Origin of the sequence: Pseudoalteromonas sp. EB27, from assembly GCF_001974875.1 — a bacterium.
GTDB lineage: Bacteria > Pseudomonadota > Gammaproteobacteria > Enterobacterales > Alteromonadaceae > Pseudoalteromonas.
The window spans coordinates 1-25269 of record NZ_MTQD01000006.1; the positions used below are offsets into that span (position 1 = coordinate 1).

Here is a 25269-nt window from a genome sequence, read left to right on the forward strand (position 1 = left end):
CTTCTAATGGCTTTAGTGAAATTATAGAGCCTTGGCTAATAGCACTAGCAAACAAATTACATTCAGGCCAAGTTTCAACATAAAACTCACTGTTGCTAGTGCCAATAGTCTCAAAAAATCTAGATTTATTTTTTTTAAGAATAATACAATCTTTATATTTCATCATTGGCTGAATTAGTGCTGCTATTGATTTAATTATATCTACCTCATCATCGCAGGTAGATAAATTATCTAAATGAATTTGTAAATCAATTATTGATATTGGTTCTTTACTTTTCATATTGCTCTCGAAGAGGCTATTTTGCATTATGCAAATAATTTTCTATTAATGCGAATAATAGTCTATTAATGCAATTTTGCAATATTAGTAATTATAAAAAACATTTAAAATCATTGTCTTAAATATAATTTCAAGTTGGAATAAATTCTGCTTAAGTTACGGTATCTTGAGGTGTCTAGGTTCAATAATGAAAATAGTCTGTATTGGTGGTGGACATGGATTAGCACAAGTACTAAGTGCTATTAAACCTATGTGTAAGGAGCTTACTGCTATTGTTGCTACAACAGATAATGGTGGCAGTACTGGTCGCATAAGAGAAGAATATGGTTGTATTGCTTTAGGCGATATTCGTCGTTGTTGTATCCAGCTTGCTAAAAATAATACTAATAATGCCGCTATTTACGATCATCGCTTTGAAGGAGGAGATTTGGATGGACATAGTTTAGGTAACTTGACTTTACTTGCTTTTTTACAATCTAATAAATGTGCCAGCGAAGCAATTTATAGTTTCAATAAAATGCTGGGAAACAATGAAACCGTTTTACCCATGTCAGATTTTCCAACTGATATTATTGCGGAGCTTCATAATGGGGAGCATGTTTTTGGTGAGTGTGCTATAGATGCATTAGGTGAGCTTCCAAAAAAAATATTTCTTTCTCACGATGTTCCAGCTTCTTCTAAAGCAGTCGAAGCCATCTTGAGTGCAGATTTTATAATCATGGGTCCAGGTAGTATTATATCAAGTGTAATGCCTAGCTTTTTAGTTAAAGAACTAGGCGATGCCATACATAAAACATCGGCATGTAGATTGTTCATCGAAAACAGTGCAGATGAAAATAGTGTTATGAAAACGCTAAAGTGTGCTGGTATAGATTGGTTACAAGAACAATTAGGTCAAAAAATTTACGATTTAAGTATATCACCACGAGCCATGCAAGAAATTTTATACAATGGCGAAAAAGTAGAAAATCAAAATAGCCATTTACACGATATTAGTGAGCTTAAGATGATTTTCTCAGAACTATTAAAAAACCCTTTTATTGATAGTGATTAAATACTTTGACTTACAATTATAGAAGTAAGTTGGTTAAATGTTTTGTCGCTTTGTTTTGCTGCGAGTTGTAGTAGTGTTATTAACTCTATATCTAACTCTTCATCTTTGGCCTTAGTTTCAATTAATTGACATGTATGTGCTAAGTTGATGGCTCCAAAACTAGAGCTACTACTCTTTAAGCCATGTGCATTAATGGCTATAGAGCTTACAGAAGAAGCTACGAGCATATCTGCTATTGTTTTTTTTGATTCCTCTACAAAAATACCAAGTAATTGAATCGCTAAGTCTTCGCCGACATCGTGTTTCAATTGTTCTATTATTAATTTATCTATCATATTTTTTACTTCGGAGTTGATTAATGGATTATCGTGTAATTTTATTCGTAGACTCGTCCATGATTGGCGGTATTGAAACTCACTTAATAGAGATCTCAAAGTTATTAGCTAAAAATAACGTGCCAAGCATAATACTATTTTATAAAGATCACGGTAATAAGGCATTTTATACATTACTAGATAATGAAAGTATAAAGTATGACTTTGCGCAAGGTAATGTTGGAAATTTTTTAAAAAAATTAAGACAATACAATGAGAAAATTGTGATCCATACTCATGGTTATAAAGCAGGTATCGTTGCTAGGGTAGTATGTAAATTGTATAGGTACCATTGCGTAAGTACTTATCATGCTGGGGAAACGGGAGAAGGTCGTGTTAGGTTTTATAATAAAATAGACAAGCTGCTATCATTCTTATCAATTAACTTCGCAGTATCAGACAATATTGCAAAGAGTATTAAAAACTCAACCCTGTTAGAAAACTTCATCAGTATTCCTAGTGAAACTAAACCTAAACAAATTACAAAGGCATTAAAAGTTGGGTTTGTGGGTCGTTTATCTCACGAGAAAGGGCCAGATATTTTTTGTAAACTATCTTCAATGATGCAAGCTGATGCTAGAATTCAGTTTCATGTTTTTGGCGATGGTCCACTTAAAAATGATGTTACTAATAGTCAAAATATTAAATATCATGGTTTAACAAATCGGAATAATATTTGGGAGCACTTAGATGTATTATTAATTTGTTCAAGAGAGGAAGGATTACCTATGACACTTTTAGAGGCTATATCTGAAAATACATTAATAGTAAGCAGCCCCGTGGGGGCTATTCCAACTATAATTAAGAATAAAAAAAATGGTTTTTTAATGACAAAAGGAAATATTGAGGATTGTAAGCATAACTTGGATTTAATTCTTAAAATGACTCCACAGCAGAAAGTAATAATGTTAGAAACGGCTAAAAAAATGTTGGAAGAACGATTTTCCGGTAAAAAGCAATTCGCTCTTTTAGATAAAGCTTATCGAAAAGAGTAAGCTTTATCTAATTTTTGAAAGTGTATTAATTTATAACGTAGCTATACTTCAACTTTTTCCATTTCTTCCCACCCTTTAATTTTTCGATACAAGGTTGAGGGGCTTACATCTAATAGCGATGCTGCTTTTGGGATATTAGTAGCACATAAATTTAAAACTCGTTCTATATAATCTTTCTCTGCTAACCATAATGCTTTTACGTCCTCTTCTTTAAATGGAAGGTCTTCAATATCAGTTGAGACTAACTCGTTAGCTTGTCGATGCTCATTTTCATCATTTGTAGATTTAGTCTTTCTAGGTAATGAAGGGAGCATGCTAGCATCAACCCATTCACTTTGGTTTAGTACTAAAATATTGCGAATTACGTTTTCTAATTGCCTTACATTTCCAGGCCATTGATAACTATTAAGCAAGTTTCGAACATCATCTGATAAACCTAGGTAAGGGTGTTCTTCTTCTTTTGCAATTTTGATGAATAAAGCTTCGGCAATTTCAATGATGTCATTACCACGATCTCTTAAGGGAGGCATCTCTATCGGAATTACATGAAGACGGTAATAAAGATCTTCTCTAAAACGTCCAGCTTCGACTTCAGCAAGAGGGTCTTTATTGGTTGCACAAATAAAGCGTACGTTGGCTTTTATTTCTTTTTCACTTCCAACTTGTTGGTAGTTTCCTGTTTGAATAAACCGTAGTAATTTACTTTGTAAATTAATATCCATTTCACAAAGCTCATCTAAAAACAAAGTACCGCCATCAGCTTGTCCTGCTGCACCTGCACGGTTAGATATAGCACCAGTAAAAGCCCCCTTAAGATGACCAAAAATTTCACTTTCGATTAAATCTCTTGGTATAGCTGCACAGTTAAGAGCAACAAAAGGTTTACCAGCACGGTTAGATGCTAAATGAACAGCCCTCGCGCACAATTCTTTACCTGTTCCACTCTCGCCTGTTATAAATACAGTAGCTTTACTTACAGCAGCTGAACTAATTATTTGATATACAGCTCGCATTTGTTCTGAACTGCCGACTAAATCATAGTATTTTCCATTTTCATATTTATTTTTATATTTAGTGACTGTTTGCTTTAAATTCTTTATTTTCAGAGCATTATGCACAGTGATTCTAAACCGGTCAGCCTCAACAGGTTTCTCTATAAAGTCGCTTGCACCCAACTTTATAGCCCGAATCGCCATTTCTTTAGTGGCGTTACCCGTTAGTACTATTACTTGAGGGCAAGAATCTGAACTTAGTGATTCTAAAATTTCTAGCCCATTAATATCAGGTAAAACCACGTCTAAAATAATTAAATCTAACTTAGTGTTACCTATAATTTTTTTAGCCTCTGCGCCATTATGGGCTACTAGAGTATTAACACCCGTTGGCATTAGATAAGACTGATAAAGCATGGCTAAAGAATGTGTATCTTCAACAATTAATACAGTTGGTGGCATAGTTCATTCCCTTAAGCCTTCTTAATATATCGAATAAAAAACTAAACTTTTATCTTAGTTAAGTATATATTAAGAATTAAATCAAATTCAATTGATTATAATTAACGAGGCATCGTCTAATTCTTTTGATAAAATAACTTGAGAGTTTTTCCAGAGTAGATGAGCAAATGCTTCTTTAGTATATTTCTGAGATGGAATTATTTTCTCAAGTTCAGTTATTTCATCTTTATCAACATAACGATTATCTGTCCATCCATCGGTGTAGAGTAGAGTGTGGTGAATATCTGTCAGGCTCGTTTGATACAAATTATAATTATGATTTTTAGATAACCCAAGTAATGGGCCTGTGCCATTTAACTGTTTAACCTTCCCACTTTGATTTATTACAACCGGAGCAGGATGACCAGCATTTAGCCAAAATAGGGTATCTTCATTTATGTAGCAAATTATTAATGTTACTAGGCTTGATTTACATAATTGCTGATTATACAACGCATTGTTTAATGCTTTGAGCATATCTTGATAAGGTAATCCTGTAGCTAGAAAGCCACTTATAAATCCCTTAATAGCAAAGCTCTCTTTTAAAGCTTGCAAACCATGCCCCATCATGTCACCTAGTACAAATGCAGTACCTTCTTCGTTGATAGGCATAAAAAAGTCGCCTCCATTTCCTAGGCATATTGAGCCAAAGACATGGGCAAGCCTGTCATTTCCTAACGGTATTTTTGATGGGGTAGATTCAAAAGCAGTCTGGTAGGATAAATAGGCAAACCGATGAGTCACTCTCTCAAAACTTTGTAGAATTTTATTCTTTTGTACGGGCTTTATTAAATAGTCATCAACACCTAGGCGATTTATTTTACTTATAACTTCTTCGCTATCATCACCTGTAAGCATTATTACTGATAATTGAGATTTTAAATTAGACTTATTAAGTTTCTCAAGTAGCGGCTCACATGTACCATTTTTTAACTGATGATCTAGCAATAATATACTAGCATCTGATGTTAAAATTGCCTGCCAGCCAGACTCAATATTTTCGCACTGAATTACTTGAAATTTATCTTTTAGGTATGCATTCATTAGAGCCAATTGGACAGGGTCATCGTCTACATATATAACAGTAGGGCGTTTATCTATTTGGTTTAAGGTAAAAGAAAAATAGTTTTTATTATCTTTTGTTATGTAAGTGGCACTACTAAAATAATGACGTATTAGCTCTACACCCATACCACCTTCAACAAGCTCCCAAGAGTCTAATGTCCATTGAGAGTCATTTTTCTTGAATAAATTATATGCCTTTAGTTCATCAATGATGGTTAGTTCATATTCTTGAGAGGTAACTTGGCTGATACGCAAAATGATGCTATGTTCGGAGCCTTCGTTATGCCGAATTAAATTAGTAAGATACTCTGTTGCAGCCAAACCAGCAGCATCAACTTCTTCGCGTTTAACAGATAGTGCGCCAAGAACATGTTTCAATACTTGTCTAATTTCAGTTAATGTGGGCCATAAAAGTTCAAAGCGTCTTTCAAATAATATATCCATATTAGCCTCAATGATGTTGAAATAACCATTTTTGTTTATTGATTTTATTTTTTAAGATTTTGCTAAAGCGGGGCCATTTATGTGCACGCTTATCTATTGCTTTAACCATACGCTCTCCTAGAGGTGCAAAATTATTTTGGCTAATTAGAATTTGAATATTTTTATGTCCTGCTTGTTTAAGCTCGCTAACACCTTTACATAGTTCTTCTTCGTCGTTAATACCTAAGGCGACTGTTAACAATGTTAGCTCAGTACACAAACTCAGTGAATGAAGAGGAACATTATTACGGTTTAGTTTTAAGGCTGGAGACATATCCAAAAGGATATAGTCATATTCTTGTTTCAATCTTAAAATAGCGTCATTTAAAATATGCTTATTTTTAGCTGTTTCTATAGATTCTATATTGCTTATTGGCAGAATATTAATCCCTTGATAAGCTATTACACCTAATTGGCAAGAGATATCATCGAAGCGCCATTCACCTTGAGTTTTAGGTAATTGTCCATCTAATTTAAAAGAGTTAAGGGGATTTAAATCAATGACAAGTACAGTTTTATTTTGTGATTGAAGTCGTTTTGCTACGCTCGCACAAGCAGTTGATGAGCCTTCTGAGCCCATCAGTGAAATGAAAGTGACACAGCGGGCGTTATTATCAATCAGTGTGTTGCAAATGATTTCAAGCTCATGATATTGCTCAGGAATTAGATTCATAATCCTACCACTATCGCAATGATTGTTATAAAATCTACAAAATTATCTTTAAATTGACTAAGTAAATCTTGACCTTTATCTGGTACAAATAATGTATCACCTGCACGTAATACTGGTAAATTAGCTGAATTAGGTGATTTAATAAATTCTTCTAAATCAAAGATACGTGATTGCTCCTTACAACAGGAGTGATTAACAACAACTATTTTATCAATTAATGCTGAGCTAGAAGGGCCGCCAGCTTCAGCTAATACGTCTAAAATTGACATGGTATCATCAAAACTATATCGCCCTGGCTTTTGAACAGCTCCCATAATACGAACAACACGCTCCTTTGGTGTACGTAACCAGTCTTTATCTTTTTCTGGAACAAAAATAGTATCTCCTGGTAACACGTTAGGGAATAGTGTTTCATCACCAGTTTCAAAGTACATAGATAGGTTCAGTTTACTTACTTTAGCCTTTTGTCCATTGCGATGAGTTATGCGTATGTTTCTAATATCAGCACTTTCATTAGGACCATCAGCGGCAGATAAAATATCCAAAAAGTGCATGTTATCATTAAATGCGTAGCGCCCAGGAGAACCAACCTGACCCATAATATAAATTGATTTACTCGACTCTTGACGGATCCATTGTGATTTATTGTTTCCGGGATCAACAGGAAGCTCTTCTACAATTATCGTATCGCCAGCTAAAAGTTGAGGTAACTGTATTTGGCCATCAGTAATCGTGTACTTTTCAAGGTCGAAACGCTTCGTCACGTCACCATTTCGTACAATTTTGATGTCATTAATATTTGCACCTTTAGTAGGGCCTCCAGCATGAGCAAGTAAGTCAGTAAAGTCCATTTCACTACTCCATTCGTACCTACCAGGTGACTGAATAGCGCCTATTATTTTGATTGCTCTTTTAGTTGGGATCTTTAACCAACTTTTCTCATTAACATCTGTTTTCTCAGGTACAAAAATAACATCACCTGGGTTTAAATCTGGTACTTTAGCTGTTGTAGTGCCTTCACTATAGCTTTGTAAATCAAACAAAATGCTCTCACCTTCCGGAGTGAGTATTTTTATTTGACGAGTTTCGGCAAAGCGAGTTGGGCCTCCAGCGTTAGCCAATATATCTAAAAAATTAGTACTATCTGCTGCCTCATATGCTCCTGGCTTTTGTACTTCTCCCATAATATAAACTGTACGTGAAGTTGTATTTACATCATCGACCATTATTGGTACATAAATAGTAGAGCCTGCTTTTAGCTCAGGCATATTGCTATTAGTAGGTGTATCTAAGTAAGCTTTTAGATCAAAAATAACAGGTTTTTTATCCACTATAACCCTTATTTTTGTTACATCAGCATAGCGTGTTACGCCTTCTGAACGCATAAGTGCGTCTAATATAGACATGTTATCCTTATACGAAAAACTACCTGGATTGTGGACTTCACCTAAAATTGTAATAGCAGTATCATCACTAGCATCACCAGTAGCACTAAGTGTTTGTGCGTCAAAGTCAATTTGTACATTACCTAGTAATGGCGAGACAGGAACAAATACAGTATCACCGCTTTTAAGGGGAGGTAATAATGTAATATTGCCTGTGTCTAAATAAGCTTTGTAGTTAAACTCTATAACTTCATTACTTCTTCGGATTTGTAAGCGGTCTAATTGTGCACCAGGTTTCAAACCGTCGGCCTTAGCGATAACCATTTGAATGTTGCCATCGTCAGGTATACTTACTTGAGATGGGTTATTCACGTAGCCTAATATTTTTATAAATATGTCGCGGCTACTTATCTCAACATAGAAATCATCTATAGCAATAAAAAATTGACCCAATATAGGTCTAAGCTCTAAGGTGATTTGTGCTGTGGTTTTACCTACGACATCAAAACGACCAATTTCTGGAATATTGATTTGTCCATTTTTATCAACTTCGAATGGTTTATCAAATTCAGCTTCTCCTGGAACATATAATAAGAGCTTATTACCAACTTGTACCTCAAAGTCGCTGTCAGATACTAAACCAGCAGCTTGTGAGCTAAAGATAAAAAAGATAAAAAAGATAAAAATACTTTTCATAAATTACTCCTTTTTCCTTTCTATCACTTTAGTCCAATTCATTAGGGCTTTAACTTTTTTGTTTTGCTGGATACTCTCGTTTGCATCAAGAACTATAGCCTCCACACGTCTATCTGAGTGGTGAGTTGTCGTACTGTTTGACTCATCGCTATAAGGTTTGAGGCTCCCTTGGGTGAGTGTTGTAAGGCTCTGATTGGGGACTCCGTATACTTCTAGCCAATGTTTTACAGTATCAGCTCGTTTTAAAGCCAGCTCGTAATTGTTATTGACTTCGCCGAGTGAGTCAGTGTGACCAATCAACAAGATAGTAACTGAGCTTACCTGTTTTACTAAATCAGCAGCCTGAGCCAAGCGGGTGGCATATTTAGGAGTTATCTCAAACTCATTGAAAGCAAATTGATTATCGCTATTAAGAAGATCTGAAACTTGTTTTTTTACAGAAAGAGTGGCTTCTGCAGATGTACTTTCTTCTGCGCAATGAGTGGCTTGTCTAACTAAGCTAAAGTGATTAGTCAGTTGATTTAAACCATGATAATGGATTAATAAATCATGTTCAGCATCTTCCCACATTTGTGCAGCTATTAATCGACGAATACGGTTCTCATATATTTGAGATTTAAGCAATTGGGCAGGCATACATGATTGAATATCTTGTGATTTTAAAAGCTCTAGTTTTAAAACAAGGTGTTCGAATTCACTACGAATAACCTCTTCGGGCTGTGTATAGTTACTGTCTTCTTGTTCATCGTCTAGGGGGTAGTTCTGATACTTTTCAGCCCAGCCACCTTGTCCTTCATCCGGCCATGAAGCACACCCTCCTAATAATAAAATTAGAGCCGCAAAAAAAATATTGTGTGCTTTCATATAGCCTCCATTATGCTATTAAATTGAATCTACGAAAGGAATGGTTTTATCAACTCTAAGTAGAGTCATTAGTTTATATGGTTGCCCAGTAACATTTAATAACATAAGTTTATGATTTTTCTTCTCTATTCTTTTGTATAGAAAAACAATAGCACCTATTCCTGAAGAGTCGATAAATTCTGTCTTAGATAAATCAAGAACAATTGATTTACTATCGGTTTCTACTAACTTTTCAAATTCATCCTTAAAACCATCAACTGTAAAACCTGAGAAATCAGATGGGATCACAAAGACTTTATGCTCAGCGTCATTAAGTGGATTAGTCATGGCATTCACCTATTAAAATTTAAATTCATACAAGTTAATACAAGAAGGATGCCAGTTTTAAGGGTATGTATGCAGTAAGTTTTATGTGGTCACAAAGAGTGTGCGCAATGAAATAGGCATAATGCAATTGCTTTTTGAACATACAATTGCATTATGCAAAAAAGTTGTTATTGGCCTTTCCCAGTAAAAATAACAACAAAGGTTCTAATTAATATATCAATTTCCATTTTACACCAGCTAGTTGCTGATGATGTACTAAGCATATATGCGTAATCCCAACCAATCTTGTTTCTTGCGTCGTCAATGGTTTCGTCGTACCCATTCATAACTTGTGCTAGACCTGAAATACCTGGTTTTATACCGTAGGTGCGTTGAGAAAAATAAGGGATATCTTTTTCAAGCTTTGAATAAAAAATAGGGCGCTCCGGGCGAGGGCCAATTAGCGACATATCTCCCATTAAAACATTCCAAAGCTGTGGTAGTTCATCAATACGTGTTTTTCTCATAAAGCGCCCTATAGGAGTTATTCTCGGGTCATCTTTACTTGCCCAAACTGCGCCGCTTTTAAGTTCTGCATCAACCACCATAGAACGAAATTTTAATACATGAAATAAGGCGACAAAATCATCACTGCTTTCGCCCACACGTAATTGTTTAAATAAAACAGGGCCTTCGGAAGTAAACTTAATGAGTATGCTTACAATGACCATTAGTGGAGTTAGTAGAACCAAACCTATTGCAGAGCCAAAAATATCTACAACTCGTTTAATTATTTTGATGGAGTTTACGCGTTTAGTTGGAGCATTTTTTACGCGTCTCCAGTGCTCGTTGTAATCACCGCGTTCATATTTAAATATTCCCCATAGAGATAAAAAATACGCATTCAATATATATATAATTTTATCAACTACAGGAATTTTTATTTTTATTTTTAGTACTCGCTTTGTTAAATCTACTACATGTACTAAAGCGATACCCAAGGCTAAAAATTGAGCCCATATGAAACTTGAAAAGAGAGCTAATGTAAGAATTAAAACATAAATGAGGGCCAATAGAATCGGCATAACACCACGCAAAACTTTGTGAGAAAAATAATTAAAACTTACCCATCCTAATTTAGGATTAAGTAATCCAAATAACACTTTTATCTGTTGCCAATTGCCAGCACCTAGCCGTATGCGCCTTGCATAATCTTGGCTTTGTTCATCACAGTCACGTTCTAATATATTTATTTCTTCATCTACAAGTGCTTTACCTCCCTCATTCAATGCTTGCATTGAAAGTATAAAATCATCGTTTATTACGCTTTCATCTAATAGCTCTGCAAATACTGACTTAATAGCGAACATGGCTCCAGGTACACCTATAACTGCTCCTAAAGTTGACTCCATACTCTTAACTTTGTTTTGATACTGCCAATAATGTTGCTGTTCAGCGGTAGCATCATCATCAAGGATATACACTCCGGTAATTACATTTACTTTTGGATCTTTGAAGCCTTTATCAATTCTCTTGAGTACGTCAATACTTAATAAGGCACTGACATCAGTGAACAGAAGTACATCATAATTACTTTTTGTTAGCTTTATAAGTTCATTAACGCCATGTGCTTTACCTTGATTTGTATTGTTGACGTGAAGGTGACATATCACGTTTTGTTCAGCTAGTTTTGACTGTGCAATAATTGCTTCTTCATAAGTATTGTCAGTGCAACCATCTAAGTAAACATGAATTGCATACATCTCAGTTTCATATAAAAGGGCACCAAGATTATAAAGCTTGTCTTTAATATGCTCTTGTTCATTATAGGCACACATTAAAATCCCAAAGTAAGCCGGTACTTGTGCATCATACTCATTGTCAGGGGATATTTCTTTTTTACTAACTAATTTAAGTAATGCGACATAGCCTACATGATGATATACAACTAAAAATACCAAAATAGTTAGAATAATCAGAATAATAGTCATTATTTTTCCTTATGCTGATATAGCATTGTAAAAGTTGTCATAGGCATCGCTCATTGTCTTAGCATCAGCTAGTGCAATGATATAGTTTCTAATACTGTCTTTATCCTCTAAGTTGATCGCATCTAATAGGGCTAATTTTAATGCCTCGTTGTCACCGAAATTCACGAGCACACCTTGTTTACTACTTACAACTTCGCTAATACCACCAACATCTGTTGCTACAATGGCTTTACCGCAAGCCATTGCTTCCAATATAGATAAAGGCAAGCCTTCTCTTTCTGAGTACAGGCACATAATATTTATAGCTGAGTAAAAGTAGTGCATTTCTTGTACATTACCTAAAAAGTTAATGCGCTCAAGTACTTCTAGATTAAGTGCATGCTCCATTAATGATGAAATTAAGCTCCCGCTTCCAGCAAATACAAAATTTATATTTTGCGGTAATGAAGGTAATAAATTAATTAACTCTAAATGCCCCTTACCGGGCTCCAGCCTTGCTGCACAACCTATCAATATTTTATCTGAAGGCAGATGAAACTTTGTACGTGCATGTTGCATATCAACACCGGTGAATTGTTCAAAGTCAATTCCGTTTAATATGGTTTTATCGGCTGATATTGAGGTCATATTATAAAAGTCATTGGCAACTACTTTAGCATCCGCAACCCAATGTATTTTAGTCAATATATTTAACCCTTTGGTGATCAAGCGTTGTTTGAAGTCTTGTAAATACCAAGCATCGTGAATAGTAGATACATGCTTAACTTGCTTGTTTCTTATACATGCTAGTCCGGCATATAGCATAGGACCAATATGGTGGCTATGAATAACCTGTATATTATTCTCATCGATAATATCGCTGAGCTGCTTTATAACGTTACGATCAAATTTTGGAGCTTTATTTAAACAAATTAATTTTTGTTTAAATAATGAAAGTGCAGGCCACTGCTCAATTGCCTCTTGATCATTCCCTTCAAGCGAAACAATTAAGCTGGTATTGGCATAGCGACTTTTTTGCATTAGTGTCACTGCCATTTTTTCAAGGCCACCAATCTTAAAATGTTGGACTAAGTGTAAAATGTTCATATTATTTCCTCTTCGCAAAAGGGGGCGTTTTTTTGTTTAAAACAGTTCTTAAATTGTTGTTGCCAACAATAGGTAAAATTGTGACCACCTCCAGCGAAGATAATTTCTCAATGGTTTGAATATCTTTTAAGTGGCTATCAAATAGAGTTGCGATAAATACCGCTGTAGCACTAGCAAATATGCCAAGTACAATTCCTAAAAAAATAGAAACAACAAGGGATGTGTTTATTGGTTGAGTCGGGCTATATGCACGTTCAATTGTTTTTACTTTATCCGGGCCTTCGTACTTAACTAGTTTTCCAGTAACCTTGGCCATTTCATAACGGCCAAGCATATCTTTATAGAGCGATTGTTTTACATCATAATCACGTTCAAGCTTTCTCAATTGCTTTTCTACATCACTTGTAATAAGCAATCGTTCGCTCACATCATTAACTTGTTCTTCTAATATTATAAGTTCTTGTTCGTGTTGAGATACTTCATTTTTTGCTTCTTCTAAAGCCAAAATTTGCGAGACTAACATACTAGTTTCGTTATCTTTTCCGCTAGGCAAAGTATTTGCCATTTGCCAAAGTTGATCGAGGTTCTTTATATCAATATCTTTACTATTTTCTATTAAGGCCTGTTGCCGTGTCTTTAGATTTACCAACTCTCTTTTTTTAGAGATAACTTTGCTATGCTTGTCGGTATACCGAGTTTTCAGAAAACTGAATTCAGATTCTACTGTTATAATACGCTCTTCCAATTTTCCTAGAATTGGATTGGCTTGCCCCATTTTATTTGTAAGTGAACTCAGCCTTGCTTTAGCTCCTGAAAGTGTTATCAGTTTTTGTTGTTTATCACTTAGTAACTTATCAAATGTTTGGCGATTACTATGTAAAACAGTAGGTAAAGTATTTCGATTGTGGGTTTTAAAATTTGCTAATTCTTCTTCGGATATTTCTAATTCTTCTCTTAAACTAACAAGTTGCTGATAAAAAAATTGTTCAGAAGTATCTAATGAGGCTTTAGTTGGCGCCAATAAGCTTTCAATAAATTTTTCAACAATTTTTTCAAGTACAAGTTTCATTTGTGATTGTTCATGCCAAATAAAATTTACTCTTACTAGTTCATCGCCGACTAAGGAAAGCGATAATGCTTTAGATAATTTTTGATGTATTTCTTCTATATCGGCAGGTGGTGCATCAGCGGCAACTAACCCTGTATCTCTAGCTACAGCAATTAAAACTTTGCGGCTAATTACCAACGTTCTTAATGCCGCCATGCGGTTTGATAAGTCAAACGAGAAAGATAAATCATCTAAATAAGGGTTAAGTAATGCTGACTCTTCAATTAAAATTGTGGCATGGTTGGTATATTGTTTTTCAGCTGTTGCGGCTAAAAAAGTAATTACAATAGGTACAACAATAAGCGGTAAAATAAATAGCTTTATTCGCATGTACACAGCATACAACGCTAAATAAAGTAATCTTTTTATTTGCTCTCTAACCAACATAATCCAACCTGTGCATTTGCATATTGCTACGCGAGATCCAAGATTATTTGCAAAATAAAAATTAAATCTGCAAATAACCAATTCTAATAAGTTAGTTGCAGAAGTTGAGCCAATATTAAAAATTTAGCTCAGAAAGTTTTTTCTACCGATAATGCCTTAGAGGACCAACTATGCTGTTTAGCAAGATCGCTTTGAGAAGTTTTAAGTGCGCTTAATGTTGGCTCATCTAGGTTAATTGCTTTATCAATGTGGGCAATAAACTCATCTTGCGTTTTAGCTATAAAAATTTGTGGTTGAAACCTTTCTACAGCGGGAAACCTAGTTGCAACAATTGGTTTTCCAACGGCTAAATATTCTTTTAACTTAAGAGGGTCACAGGCTCTGATTTGTTGGTTGTTAACAAAAGGTAAAATTGAAACATCCCAATGAGAAGAAAACTCCACAAGCCTATTGTGATTAACTGCAGGTATGTGTATTACATTTTTAAATTGTAATAACTGGGGAATAGGGATGGTTAAATCGCCAATTAAAACTATTTTATATTGCGGGCGAGAAGCGGCTAATGCCGTTAGTAAAGCAATATCTAACCACGCATTTATACTTCCATAAAAGCCAATGATGGGCTCATTTATCGTACTGATTTCAGGTGCTTTAGCGACATTTGAGGAAAATAAATCAAAGTTCACACCGTGCGTAAGCATTTTAGTTTTGTGAGCAGGCATTTTATTTTTTAATAACTGACTTATAACGTAAATAAGGTGGGCTTTTTTAATTAGTGATTGCTCAAAAGGCGCCACCATTTTTGCATCAACACCAGCTAGGGCGCTAAAGTCATCACCACAATAATAAATTAACTTATCGGCACTTTTAAGGGTAATTAAATATTCAGCTACTGGTACGCTTAGCCAATAAGTTATTGGTTCTTGTATGTTTGTATCTTTGAGATATTTAGCAAATACACGTTTGTTAAATGCCCTAACTAAGGCATTATCGTGCCAAGGGAGAATAGGCAGTTTAAATACCTGCATATTGTTAGGAAGTTTATTTTTAGCTTCACTGTTAGAGCGATTAAATATTTGCATCACCTTATTAAATACACGCTTTAGGTCGTTAAGTCTAAATGTAGGTTTGCGCATACCTATAGAGTTTATCCATAAAATATGGTTATTTTTTGCGAGCTCTTTGAATAAGTGCTGTGTGCTACTTGGGTGGCTTCCCCAATCCTCTGCAAAAACAATAAACTTCATATTATTAGTCTTCCTTTATTTTTTTTACTACTTTTGCAGGGTTTCCTGCTGCAATAGTAAAGGGCGGAATATTCTTAGTTACAACACTGCCTGCGCCAATAATAGCGCCTTCACCAATTGTTACACCACCTAAAATAGTAGAACCGGTACCAATCCAAGCACCACGTTTAATAATAATATCTCCAATTTGACTATCATCATCGAGGTCGCCTTTTGCGCGTCGCTTGCAATCAATTGGGTGTCCAGGAAATCCAGCTAAGAATATACGCCCTGCAAGACGTACATCATCTTCTAGTATTATTTTATCCCCTACAGAAAATGCATTTTGCCAACCAATATCAACATTACTTCCTATAGTAAGGGTTGCTTCACGATGAGTGCTTACGCGGCCGCAAAATGTACTAATGCCTGACATTCGCACATTATCAGCACATTCTATATTAAGATTCCCCAGAATTTGTGGCATACCCGAGTATAAATATAAGCCTTTCTTAGTCCCTTTAATTTGGCTTTTGAATAACGGTGTATAATATAAAATTCGTCCTAATTCACTAATTATAAACTTAACTAAATGGTGCAAACTAAATAGTGTGCTGTGCACATATGGAATAACGATCATTTGCGGATTGCGAATATTTTTTGCAAATTGAAATATATTTGCTGCTAAGGGGCTTTCACTGGTTTTTAGCCACCGTTTAAATTTCATCAGCATTTTATTTCTCCTTACTACTATCTACTGCCAATTTTTCGAGTGCGATAGTCAGTGCTAAAATTATATATAAAGGCCATGTAAAGGCTTGTGTTAAAAACGTGCCAGATACCATAAAACCAATTAATCCCGCTTTTAGAGCATTAGCATTTATGATCACATCTTTATTGTAGTTAACCTTATTTATCGAATATATTCGGGATAAACTACGATAGATACTGGCAATAAATAATAAAAAAATAAATAAACCTACAAATCCTGTTTCACCTAAAACTTGAAACCAGGTACTGTGTACTGCATGATTCTTGCCATCCCAATGAGGACTATAAAAATAATAGTTAACAAAAAAATTATTAATACCTACGCCTGTTAATGGGTTAGCAACCCCCATATTTATAGCTGCATGCCATGCATAAATACGGCCCATTGCGGATTCATCAACTCCACTTTCTTCTGCTCCACCACTTTGTCTGTCTGAAATGCCTGCAAAGACCATCATAGCCATCATGGCTACTGCACCACAAATGCCAACTACCAGAGGATTCTTGACCTTTTGATATAAGAAGAAACTTAAAATAGCTGCAATGCCTAATAGCCCACCACGACTTTGTGTTGCAATAACTCCTGATATAGCCAAAATTAAGCCAAATGCAGCAAAGGCTCGGCGAAATTTATGCGTGTTACTGTCAAATAACTCTGCGGCTAAAAAAGACACAGGAAACATAAGTACTAATGATAGGTCATTAGGATCGCCAAGCTGAGAGCGAATATCGCGAGAAATAGTGACTCTAGATCCTTCAACTAGGCCTATGCCATTCATTTTGTTACTAAGTGCGACAAGCGCTATGCTTATACCTGAGATCATTATTCCAATTCGAACATAGCTAAAGTGTGAGAAACGAGTAAGCCACCAACTAATAGCAAATACCATTATAAACACTTTAACGAGCACACCAGACCAGTATTCGATAGCCATGCCACGGTTAGTTGCTGCAAATACACAGACCGTTAGCCACACAAACCATATTACAAACACTAAATGTGTTTGGTTCCAATGTGGCCTTAGCTTTTTAGAAATAAATAAATGCCAAAAAATGCCAAAAATACTCGCAAGTGCAAGTAATTTTGGAATCTTCAAGGGCATCAAAAATACAAATGCTTCATGTAGCCTAAAGTAACTAAATAAAATGAACAAAATAACAAAAGCAGTGCTAACTCGAACGGCTAAATAACCGGCAAAAGGGAGTAGTAATAAGGCAAATGCTGCGATGGGCCCAAACATGACATATAAAGCCAAAATGGTAGTAGTTAATAAGAGGCCATTAATAATAAGGTAATGCTGCTTATACCAGTTAATCATGGGCAGACCTTTCGAACAATGTGTTTAGGGCTGTTCGGATAGGTGATTTGTACTTTTTAAATAGTGCAGCTGTATAAATTGTAAAAAAGGCTACTTGCCACAATAATAAGTGTTCAAGTTGGCTAATACTCAGTAAGTAAATTGTGCTAAAACCAACCCAAGATGGTATTAAGCGTTTAATACTATATGGAAGCTTTTCAAGCTTTTGGCTGATGAAAAAAAACAATAAAGTTTTAATTAATTGTGCAATAAACAGTGCAATAACAGCGCCCAGTATGCCTTTTAAGGGTACCAGTATTACCAATAAGATTAGTGCAGTTAAAGCGCTTATTCCATTGACTGCACTCACATAAAACCCATTACGATGTATGTAACATCCAATATTTAGTAAGTCACTGTGATGTCTTAGCACCACAATGCAAATAAGAGAGGGTAGTAACCAGCTATTTAATAGATAGTTACTAGGCAGAACAAGGGTAAAAACAAAGGGAGTAAGTACAAGCATAATTGTGCAGAGTAATATGCCGATATCTAAACTCAATTCACATAAATACACGTAGTTTTTAGGGCAGGCAGAAAGCTCTTTAAAGCGCCTTGAAAACCACCACATTCTGATAGGTTCAAATGTAAATGAGGTCATAATAGCAAACTGTAATGCTACATAATACTGAGCTAGTTTTTCTTTGCCTACACTTTCGACGATGAACCAGTTTTCTGCGCCATTATTGGTATAAACAAATAATGAGGACATAATAATACTGCATAAAAACAGGGTATCTTTGTAGCTAATTGTCCATTTTATTACGTTAAAGCTAATTGTTATATTTTTAAGGACAATTGACGTTGTTACCACTAGTGTAAGTAAACTGGCTAAGATTCCAGAAGCCATAACTCCAGTAACGCCATACCCTAAATACAAAAAAGTAATTGTTATCGTTGTTTGGCTAATTCCTTGTAAAAGGGCTAGCCATAAGAAATGTTTTGCCATTTCGTAATATCTTAAATAACAAAAAAGAATGGTTAAAGCTGAAGATAAAACTAAATTAATTGCTAAAAATTTAATATCAATAGGATTTAAAGCAACAGGTAATAAAGATAGCAAAGGCTCAGTAAACATCAGAGTAGTAATCAAAAATAAACCATTAATGAGAATACTGAGTAAGATTGAATCCCTAAAGAGTGCAAGTTTTTGCTTTGGGTTAGCTGATTGTTGTTTAAATATTAACTCAGGAAGGCCTAAACAAAGTAATAGAGACAGGACAGCTGAGATAGAAACCAAAAAATTTAATTCACCAAATTGGCTTTGTGTTAATAGACGAGTAGATATAGGTAATAAAGCAAACCCGAGCCCTTTAAGGGCTAGTGTAGAGAATCCAAAATATAATACTTGCTTCATTGCGTTCATATCGTTTCCTAGATACTTTGGATCCAACCAGATAGTTTTTTAGCTTGCGAATTCGCATTAAAATTACTGGCAACCCAATGCTTGGCATTTGAACCTTTCTCGTAGCGTTCGTAAGGGTTTAACTTACAGAAATCAATTAACATATTTTCTAGGCCGCTTATACTCGAAGGTTCACATTTAAAACCTACTTTGTTGTTTACTATTTCTTTCGTACCCATTAATTCAGTTGTAAGCACAGGTATACCACTTGCCATTGCTTCTTTAAGTACTAGTGGGCCAGTATCTTTGTCACCGTTCTTTGAGATACAAAATGGAGCTATAAGTGCAGAATATTTACTTGTATTTTTAGCAAGCCAAAGAGGGGCTCTGTGACCTAAAAATCTTACATATTTTTCTATGTTAAGCTCTTCACATAAATATTTGAGGTCGTTTAACATTGGACCATCACCCACAATATCTAATGAAATTGGGTATGTTTTACTTATTTTCTTCAAAGCAGGAAGAAGGAAGTGCAACCCTTTTTTCTCAACTAAACGACCAATAAATAATAGTTTCACAGCTTCATTTAAGCGGGTAGGGCTAGAATTAAATAAACTTAAATCAACACCACAGTGAAGAAGCTTTATTTGTCCGACTTTGTATTTTTTTAGGAAATATTCCATATCTTCGCAAACGGCAACCGAAAAATTACATAAAGAAACCTTTAGCTTCAAATCTGAATCATTGACGTATACATCATGACCGTGACCAATTGATGAAATACTAATCTGTGCCAGTCGACTTGCTACTATTGCATAGGCAAGAGGGGCGTGCATAAAATGGCAATGTAAGTGTTCAATCTTATGGAGATTAATCACCTCAGCAATATTTAACCCATAACCTAATAATGAAACAATGGAGATGACAGAAAATTTATTTGCTAAAAACCCTCCTTTGATAGTAGTAAAAGGCTTTTTTAGAGCATATCTTAGTGCTGCAGATATTGATTTATTGATAATAATAATTTCAACACTATTATCTAGATTTGGGCAATCATTAAGGTTGTCGAAAGTAACTACGCTTACTTTATGTCCAGCTTTAACTAAAGCATTTATTTCAGTTACAACAAAGGTTTCTGATTGAATATGAAAAGTAGGTACAACAATCCCAATATGTTTCATTTAAAGTCTCCGTATGAATCTTTTACTAACTTAGCAAGATTTATGCCTATAAAATAAAGCTAATATCAGTTCATAAAAATTCAAATTGCGACGATAAATTGCATAATGCAAATGAATGGTTAAAAACCTCGCTAAAAGCCATAAAAAAAACTGGCTCTTAAATTGCGTATACAAAGTTACTTAATTTTAAACGTGTAGGGAGTTAGCTATGAGCATTGAGATAAGTGTTATAATACCCAACTATAACTGTAAGGCATATCTAGCAAAAGCTATTACGAGTGTCGTTAAACAAACAAAGGTGCAATTGGAGATAATTGTGATTGATGACGGCTCAACCGATGGAAGTGTAGAGTGGTTAGAAGATGCACAAGCGACATTTGGACAGTTACGAATTATCCAGCAAAGTAACTCAGGTGTCGCTAACGTTAGAAATGAAGCGATAAAAGCTGCTATTGGGGATTATATTGCATTTTTAGATGCAGATGATTACTGGAGCGATGATAAACTACATGAGCAGCTTCAATACATGCAAACAAAAAAAGACTGTGTTCTAAGCTTTACAAACTATATGCATGTTGACGAAAATTACAATCCCATTGTAGATTGTTACTCTTATTGGCCTGAGTTCTCAGAAAAAATAGACACAGGGGTTATAGGCTTTCAAAACCTCGAAGCGCCTTTGGGCTTTTTATTATTCGCTAATGTTATAGGAACTTCATCAGTAATGGTTAAGCGGACTGCTATAAACTATGTAAATCGTTTTGATAGTTCATTAAAAAGTGCAAGTGATTGGGATTGTTGGTTAAAACTAGCCCGAATCGGAAATGTTGGTTTCTCAACAAAAATTTCAATGGACTATTTAATGCGTTCAGATTCTATTACTGCGAACAGAACGAACCGCCTTAATGCTATGAAAGAAATAGTGTCCCGTTTTAAAAAAGATGTAAATATAAATACACGATTTAAAGCACAAGCGAGGATCCTCGAGTGCTATGCTGAATATTATCGTGAGTTAGGGAAAAAGTTTAAAGCTCTACCTATTGCGCTTACTGCATTTGTGATGTTTCCTCATAAACGAAATTTGAGAAGCTTATTACACGATATAAAAAATACTCTTACTTTTTTAATACAGAAATGATGCTTATTTAATGTTAATCGTAAAACTCAATAACTGATGATCACTACCTTTAAAGTCACTTACTTGGACATTATCTATTTCTGAGCTGGCGTCAACAATACAATGGTCAATAGCAAAGCTTGTAAAAGTAGAACGTATAAAACCTAAGGGCGAATAAGTTACATACCCAGGTAACGTGTTATAGCAGCTATTATGACTTTGCCAATAGTAAAAATGCGACCATGGAACGGTATTTAAATCCCCCGATATGAACCAAGGTGAAGGCGTTTTATTTACTACATTTTTGAGATTATTTAATATTAAATTTCTATTCTGCCATTTTTGTTCAGTTCGTGGTGACGGCGGGTGAGCAATAAACCCCGTAATAATTTTCTCTGCAATTAAAAATTGCAGCTTTATATAGCCTAGCCTGTCTCCATCAATTCTTACCTGCTGCTTTAGCAAGATAGGCAACCGTGAAACAACGACTATGCCATATGGGCTTCCTTCAACTTCTTTATACCCAAATAAATGTGCACGTTTCAAAAAAGGCTGAAGTAAGTTTCGGTTACGGTCATTAAACTCTTGAAGAATTAAAATATCCCATTGCTGCGTTATAATATCTTTAAATTGATTCTCAACATGTTGATTCGAATAGCTTAAGTTTATCTGTTTGATATTTATTTGAGTGCTATAATTTGTTTTTCTATCAGTTGCAATATTAGAGTTTGAGTACCAAGGGTGTAAACATAGACCGCTCATTATCAATATGATTAGTGAAAGCTTTAGTGCGCGTAATAACAGTAACGTTATACCTAATAATAAACAGATAGCTAGTAGCTGAAAACGAAAAGAACGAATTAAATCTGCTGCATAATTTTGTATTGGATTGAAAGCAAGAATTAATAAAACAAGCGAAATTATAAACAAGCAATAACCAATAATATGCTTAGCCTTATGCGCATGTATTTTTTGCATTTTAGCTCCGTAGATTTTTATTGAGTATAAAATAATGCAGTCTAAATAATATTATCTTTATTATGTACTAGGACCGTTATAACGAAAGAAAAAAGGAATATAAAAACTATATTCCTTACAAGGGGGAAAATGAATTAAGGTTTTGCAATCATTATCTCATTTCAAAAAGCTGTTGCTCTTTAGTATCGTCGAATACCCAAGTAAAAGATAAAGGTTGTGTGCTGTTGTCATAAAACCAAATTTCTGCAACTAATTCGATATCTTGTCGGCTCATAGTAAGCGCAGTATTTATAGCACTTTGAGATAATGGCGACCTAAATAAGCAATTATTGTAGTCAGCCCTAAGGGAGTCGGTTTTTTTCTGACATATATTTAAATAAGCACGGACATCACCAAGACCCAAATTTACATCTACATCTAAATCAAATTTAGTAGAGAGATCAAAGCCTTCTGCAACCTCTAAGCTGGCCATACCAGCAGGTTCTTCTGATGTGACAGGATCACTTGTTGGGTTATCAGCTACTGTTGGTGTGGTTGTTTCGCTATCGCCACCACCACAGGCAGCCAAATACATTGATAAAGCTATGATTAATATTGTCTTGTTCATAATTATTCCCCTTTTTCAACAACGCTATTTGCGTTGAATTTATTAAACCATTGTGAGCTTTGTTTACCTGATGATTCAGCAAATTCGGCAAAGCTTTCATAAGCTTGGGTGATATCTATTCCTTCAAGCGGGTGTTGCCACTGCATACCAATTTCAAGGGCCCAAGGCAGACCATTTTCAGTTAAAAAATATAGGCCATCTCCGCTCTCGCTTTTGTCATCAGAACCATCTAATGCTAAAAAGCTAGAATTGAAAGCCTCTGTAGGTACTTGATTCTTAATATGCACCTCCCAGCCTCGTGCTTCTTGGTCAATTAAAAAATCGCCGTGATAAAAACCCTCAGAAGCAAAAATAAATGGGTCTAGCAGCGTACCTGGTGATGTTGATACCGATTTAGCCGTATTAAGAGGAATTGTCATGCTAAATGGTACGAGGCTATTTTTGTTGCATCCGCTTTCTGTTCTGAAATAACTGCATCCAGAGTCGGTTGAAACATAATCCCAAGTATCTTGCATAAAGATTAAAATAGCGTCATTTCTGTCGGCTTCTAAAAAGTCACCGCTTTGTACTTGACCATCAATTACTAATGAAATTTTTTGCTCATCGACTTCACTGCGTAAAATTGACTTAGTTTCACCACTATTTAGCGTTTCCTGAAGCCTTACTGCAAACCCGTTATGATAAGTTGCGCCTATTCCAACGAGTTGGCCGTCTATTTTGTATCCAATAATAGCGCCACCTTCTATTAGTTGGGTAGTTCTGTAATTTAGTACAACATCGTTAAAGTCATAATCGCCGGCATAAGGCCATTTATCTTCAAAGGCAAGTGTTACCCAGTCACTTTCCCCCGGGTATACTGCGCTTGCATATGTTGTTATTTGATAATCTTCTACTTCTCCACCTAGCACGCCACCCGTGGCTGTAATTAGTGATGCTTCTGAACCATCTGTAACTCTGAAGCGAGCCCAGGTTTCACCTGATTTAGTATTCTCTGGCACTGAAATGACAATACTGTTATCACCAGCATTTAGTTGTAGCTTAGTAACTGTGCGCTCATCTTCGGTAAACGCACCGTTTTGATCCCAATCGAACCATGCGTATAAATAACCTTCAGCCGATGCATTAACAATTATTTGTGAATCTTGCCCTGCGGAAATTGCAGTAACAAAGCTTACGCCATCATCTGAACTATCAATTGGGGAGTCTTCTAAGTCAGTTTCGAAATTAATATTTTCACCATCAACTGTTGCACCTAAATAAATTAAATTGGCATTGGTGTTGTCAGGAGCAAATAAGTGACGTGCGCCACTTTTTTCTAAACTTGTATTATATGGGCTTGGTGCATCTCCAAAATCAATTGAGCTATCCGTAACTTTAACTTCTGCTATAGCACAACGGGCCCCATCGTTTTGGCTAGATTTTGGGCCAGAGGTAAATACATTTGCTACTGGGGTATACCCTACAACTGGGCTTACACTTAAATCAACTTTATGAATTTTACCGCTGCTATTATTACTAAAATAAAACTGACCATTAATATCAAAGTAGGCTGCACCAAATGCACCAGAGTCATCTCCAATATCTAATTGAGTAATAAACTTTGTGGTGTTGGTAGTTACATTAACTTCATGTAAGTCACCGTTGCTTTCAACAGCATACAATAGGTTGCTAGTCGGGTGAAAAGCAAAATCGAAAATACCTAGCTTCCAACTGTTACTGCCATTAGCAAGTTTGGCAGTAATTGTTTCATTTAAATCGCCATCAAGATTAACTGAATACAAGCCAAAACTAGGTGTATAAACATAGTAAGTTGCACTTTGATTACCATCCTCGCCTGTAACCTGAATATCACCAACGTAAAAGTTTGTATCTGGCAAACCTTCTACTGTAAGGCGTTTCATTTCATAATCGCTACCAATTTGTACAACACTTTTAGGTGATTGACGGCTGAACCCATACATGTACTGGTCTTTATAGTTAAACCCGACGGCATTTACGCTCTCACCATTTGCTTCATCTTCAAATGTAAGGCTTGAAGCAAGTACAGTTGGTTTAGCTGACACTAGATCGATACCGTAAAGTTGTGCGTTAGAATTTTGCATTAGAAAGGCTTGGCTCGGACATTCATCAAATGCTTGTCCAAAAGCTGTGCATGGAATTAAAGCTATGCAGACTTTAGCTAGTTGGATGAGTTTCATCATGTTACCCTCATTGGTTAAGTAGTGATACGGTTGCATGCTTCATTCCATAATTTAATCATTTGATTTATATGACTTTTATTTTAACTTCAGTTTGAATAGTGCAATTTGCAATCGATATATTGCAAATTGCAAAGCTTAAAGCGATAAGAAAGGAGTGTTGATTGATAGTGGTTGACTAAAAAACTTTATTAGTCGAAAGAAACGGTTAAAAGAAGACTTAAATCTAAATAGTATTATAATAAAAT

The 25269-nt window shown here is 35.3% G+C and carries 21 protein-coding genes and 1 pseudogene; 3 read left to right on the forward strand and 19 right to left on the reverse strand.

Features of this window, described 5'->3' with window-relative positions:
- Positions 1-280 (reverse strand): annotated as a pseudogene (locus BW142_RS08030) (hybrid sensor histidine kinase/response regulator); the annotation flags it as partial.
- A 187-nt stretch (positions 281-467) separates the two neighbouring features.
- Here BW142_RS08030 and yvcK point away from each other — a divergent pair.
- Positions 468-1334: a uridine diphosphate-N-acetylglucosamine-binding protein YvcK gene (gene yvcK / locus BW142_RS08035; protein WP_076924513.1), complete on the forward strand. Its 867-nt coding sequence runs from the start codon at positions 468-470 to the stop codon at positions 1332-1334.
- On the opposite strand, the gene BW142_RS08040 is transcribed toward yvcK, so the two are convergent.
- Entirely contained in the window at positions 1331-1669 is a 339-nt protein-coding gene (locus BW142_RS08040; protein WP_076924514.1) for an Hpt domain-containing protein, read from the reverse strand. The genes yvcK and BW142_RS08040 overlap by 4 nt on opposite strands.
- A 23-nt stretch (positions 1670-1692) precedes the next feature.
- Here BW142_RS08040 and BW142_RS08045 point away from each other — a divergent pair, with 23 nt between their 5' ends.
- On the forward strand, positions 1693-2703 hold the full coding sequence (locus BW142_RS08045) for a glycosyltransferase family 4 protein (RefSeq protein WP_076924515.1): 1011 nt from the start codon (positions 1693-1695) through the stop codon (positions 2701-2703).
- 41 nt (positions 2704-2744) lie between these two features.
- Here the strand turns inward: BW142_RS08045 and BW142_RS08050 are convergent, their stop codons facing one another.
- From BW142_RS08050 to BW142_RS08115, 14 genes are all read right to left on the reverse strand, one after another.
- Positions 2745-4157 (reverse strand): sigma-54 dependent transcriptional regulator, encoded by a 1413-nt coding sequence (locus BW142_RS08050; protein ID WP_076924516.1) that lies wholly within the window; start codon positions 4155-4157, stop codon positions 2745-2747.
- Between the two features lie 87 nt (positions 4158-4244).
- A complete protein-coding gene (locus BW142_RS08055; protein WP_076924517.1) occupies positions 4245-5705 on the reverse strand; it encodes a SpoIIE family protein phosphatase in 1461 nt (486 codons plus the stop codon).
- 7 nt (positions 5706-5712) lie between these two features.
- Positions 5713-6417: an AAA family ATPase gene (locus BW142_RS08060; protein ID WP_076924518.1), complete on the reverse strand. Its 705-nt coding sequence runs from the start codon at positions 6415-6417 to the stop codon at positions 5713-5715.
- A complete protein-coding gene (locus BW142_RS08065; RefSeq protein ID WP_076924519.1) occupies positions 6414-8498 on the reverse strand; it encodes an SLBB domain-containing protein in 2085 nt (694 codons plus the stop codon). The genes BW142_RS08060 and BW142_RS08065 overlap by 4 nt, the downstream gene beginning before the upstream one ends.
- Before the next feature lie 3 nt (positions 8499-8501).
- Positions 8502-9362 carry an OmpA family protein gene (locus BW142_RS08070; protein ID WP_076924520.1) on the reverse strand — a complete coding sequence of 287 codons (861 nt, stop codon included), beginning with the start codon at positions 9360-9362 and terminating at the stop codon, positions 8502-8504.
- A gap of 18 nt (positions 9363-9380) precedes the next feature.
- Positions 9381-9689, reverse strand: a complete 309-nt coding sequence (locus BW142_RS08075; RefSeq protein WP_076924521.1) for an STAS domain-containing protein — start codon at positions 9687-9689, stop codon at positions 9381-9383.
- Positions 9690-9856: 167 nt separating this feature from the next.
- Entirely contained in the window at positions 9857-11659 is a 1803-nt protein-coding gene (locus BW142_RS08080; RefSeq protein WP_076924522.1) for a sugar transferase, read from the reverse strand.
- A 9-nt stretch (positions 11660-11668) separates the two neighbouring features.
- Complete coding sequence (locus BW142_RS08085) at positions 11669-12745, reverse strand: glycosyltransferase (protein ID WP_076924523.1); 1077 nt, start codon at positions 12743-12745, stop codon at positions 11669-11671.
- A gap of 1 nt (position 12746) precedes the next feature.
- Positions 12747-14240: a GNVR domain-containing protein gene (locus BW142_RS08090; protein WP_076924524.1), complete on the reverse strand. Its 1494-nt coding sequence runs from the start codon at positions 14238-14240 to the stop codon at positions 12747-12749.
- Positions 14241-14368: 128 nt separating this feature from the next.
- On the reverse strand, positions 14369-15487 hold the full coding sequence (locus BW142_RS08095) for a glycosyltransferase (protein WP_076924525.1): 1119 nt from the start codon (positions 15485-15487) through the stop codon (positions 14369-14371).
- 4 nt (positions 15488-15491) lie between these two features.
- Positions 15492-16199 (reverse strand): acyltransferase, encoded by a 708-nt coding sequence (locus tag BW142_RS08100; protein ID WP_076924526.1) that lies wholly within the window; start codon positions 16197-16199, stop codon positions 15492-15494.
- Between the two features lies 1 nt (position 16200).
- Positions 16201-17556 carry an O-antigen ligase family protein gene (locus tag BW142_RS08105; protein WP_076924527.1) on the reverse strand — a complete coding sequence of 452 codons (1356 nt, stop codon included), beginning with the start codon at positions 17554-17556 and terminating at the stop codon, positions 16201-16203.
- Positions 17549-18961 carry an oligosaccharide flippase family protein gene (locus BW142_RS08110; RefSeq protein ID WP_076924528.1) on the reverse strand — a complete coding sequence of 471 codons (1413 nt, stop codon included), beginning with the start codon at positions 18959-18961 and terminating at the stop codon, positions 17549-17551. Before BW142_RS08110 ends, BW142_RS08105 begins: the two co-directional genes overlap by 8 nt.
- Before the next feature lie 8 nt (positions 18962-18969).
- Positions 18970-20121 (reverse strand): glycosyltransferase, encoded by a 1152-nt coding sequence (locus BW142_RS08115; RefSeq protein WP_076924529.1) that lies wholly within the window; start codon positions 20119-20121, stop codon positions 18970-18972.
- A 208-nt stretch (positions 20122-20329) separates the two neighbouring features.
- Between BW142_RS08115 and BW142_RS08120 the strand changes: the two genes are divergently transcribed.
- Complete coding sequence (locus tag BW142_RS08120; protein WP_076924530.1) at positions 20330-21259, forward strand: glycosyltransferase family 2 protein; 930 nt, start codon at positions 20330-20332, stop codon at positions 21257-21259.
- Positions 21260-21262: 3 nt separating this feature from the next.
- Here the strand turns inward: BW142_RS08120 and BW142_RS08125 are convergent, their stop codons facing one another.
- The 3 genes from BW142_RS08125 to BW142_RS08135 all read right to left on the reverse strand — a co-directional run bounded on the left by BW142_RS08125 (position 21263) and on the right by BW142_RS08135 (position 25021).
- Positions 21263-22216: an endonuclease/exonuclease/phosphatase family protein gene (locus tag BW142_RS08125; protein ID WP_076924531.1), complete on the reverse strand. Its 954-nt coding sequence runs from the start codon at positions 22214-22216 to the stop codon at positions 21263-21265.
- 151 nt (positions 22217-22367) lie between these two features.
- Positions 22368-22823 carry a hypothetical protein gene (locus BW142_RS08130; RefSeq protein WP_076924532.1) on the reverse strand — a complete coding sequence of 152 codons (456 nt, stop codon included), beginning with the start codon at positions 22821-22823 and terminating at the stop codon, positions 22368-22370.
- Between the two features lie 2 nt (positions 22824-22825).
- Positions 22826-25021, reverse strand: coding sequence for an LruC domain-containing protein (locus BW142_RS08135; protein WP_076924533.1), 2196 nt, complete (start codon positions 25019-25021; stop codon positions 22826-22828).
- Positions 25022-25269: the final 248 nt, after the last annotated feature.

Excerpts from the sequence above, each read along its gene's own strand:
- BW142_RS08050 (WP_076924516.1), bottom strand. The coding sequence starts at position 4,157 with ATGCCACCAACTGTATTAATTGTTGAAGATACACATTCTTTAGCCATG.
- BW142_RS08070 (WP_076924520.1), bottom strand. The coding sequence starts at position 9,362 with ATGAAAGCACACAATATTTTTTTTGCGGCTCTAATTTTATTATTAGGA.
- BW142_RS08045 (WP_076924515.1), top strand. The coding sequence starts at position 1,693 with ATGGATTATCGTGTAATTTTATTCGTAGACTCGTCCATGATTGGCGGT.
- BW142_RS08065 (WP_076924519.1), bottom strand. The coding sequence starts at position 8,498 with ATGAAAAGTATTTTTATCTTTTTTATCTTTTTTATCTTTAGCTCACAA.
- BW142_RS08095 (WP_076924525.1), bottom strand. The coding sequence starts at position 15,487 with ATGAAGTTTATTGTTTTTGCAGAGGATTGGGGAAGCCACCCAAGTAGC.
- BW142_RS08090 (WP_076924524.1), bottom strand. The coding sequence starts at position 14,240 with ATGTTGGTTAGAGAGCAAATAAAAAGATTACTTTATTTAGCGTTGTAT.
- BW142_RS08100 (WP_076924526.1), bottom strand. The coding sequence starts at position 16,199 with ATGCTGATGAAATTTAAACGGTGGCTAAAAACCAGTGAAAGCCCCTTA.
- BW142_RS08120 (WP_076924530.1), top strand. The coding sequence starts at position 20,330 with ATGAGCATTGAGATAAGTGTTATAATACCCAACTATAACTGTAAGGCA.
- BW142_RS08055 (WP_076924517.1), bottom strand. The coding sequence starts at position 5,705 with ATGGATATATTATTTGAAAGACGCTTTGAACTTTTATGGCCCACATTA.
- yvcK (WP_076924513.1), top strand. The coding sequence starts at position 468 with ATGAAAATAGTCTGTATTGGTGGTGGACATGGATTAGCACAAGTACTA.
- BW142_RS08105 (WP_076924527.1), bottom strand. The coding sequence starts at position 17,556 with ATGATTAACTGGTATAAGCAGCATTACCTTATTATTAATGGCCTCTTA.
- BW142_RS08075 (WP_076924521.1), bottom strand. The coding sequence starts at position 9,689 with ATGACTAATCCACTTAATGACGCTGAGCATAAAGTCTTTGTGATCCCA.
- BW142_RS08085 (WP_076924523.1), bottom strand. The coding sequence starts at position 12,745 with ATGAACATTTTACACTTAGTCCAACATTTTAAGATTGGTGGCCTTGAA.
- BW142_RS08110 (WP_076924528.1), bottom strand. The coding sequence starts at position 18,961 with ATGAACGCAATGAAGCAAGTATTATATTTTGGATTCTCTACACTAGCC.
- BW142_RS08080 (WP_076924522.1), bottom strand. The coding sequence starts at position 11,659 with ATGACTATTATTCTGATTATTCTAACTATTTTGGTATTTTTAGTTGTA.
- BW142_RS08135 (WP_076924533.1), bottom strand. The coding sequence starts at position 25,021 with ATGAAACTCATCCAACTAGCTAAAGTCTGCATAGCTTTAATTCCATGC.
- BW142_RS08040 (WP_076924514.1), bottom strand. The coding sequence starts at position 1,669 with ATGATAGATAAATTAATAATAGAACAATTGAAACACGATGTCGGCGAA.
- BW142_RS08060 (WP_076924518.1), bottom strand. The coding sequence starts at position 6,417 with ATGAATCTAATTCCTGAGCAATATCATGAGCTTGAAATCATTTGCAAC.
- BW142_RS08130 (WP_076924532.1), bottom strand. The coding sequence starts at position 22,823 with ATGAACAAGACAATATTAATCATAGCTTTATCAATGTATTTGGCTGCC.
- BW142_RS08125 (WP_076924531.1), bottom strand. The coding sequence starts at position 22,216 with ATGCAAAAAATACATGCGCATAAGGCTAAGCATATTATTGGTTATTGC.
- BW142_RS08115 (WP_076924529.1), bottom strand. The coding sequence starts at position 20,121 with ATGAAACATATTGGGATTGTTGTACCTACTTTTCATATTCAATCAGAA.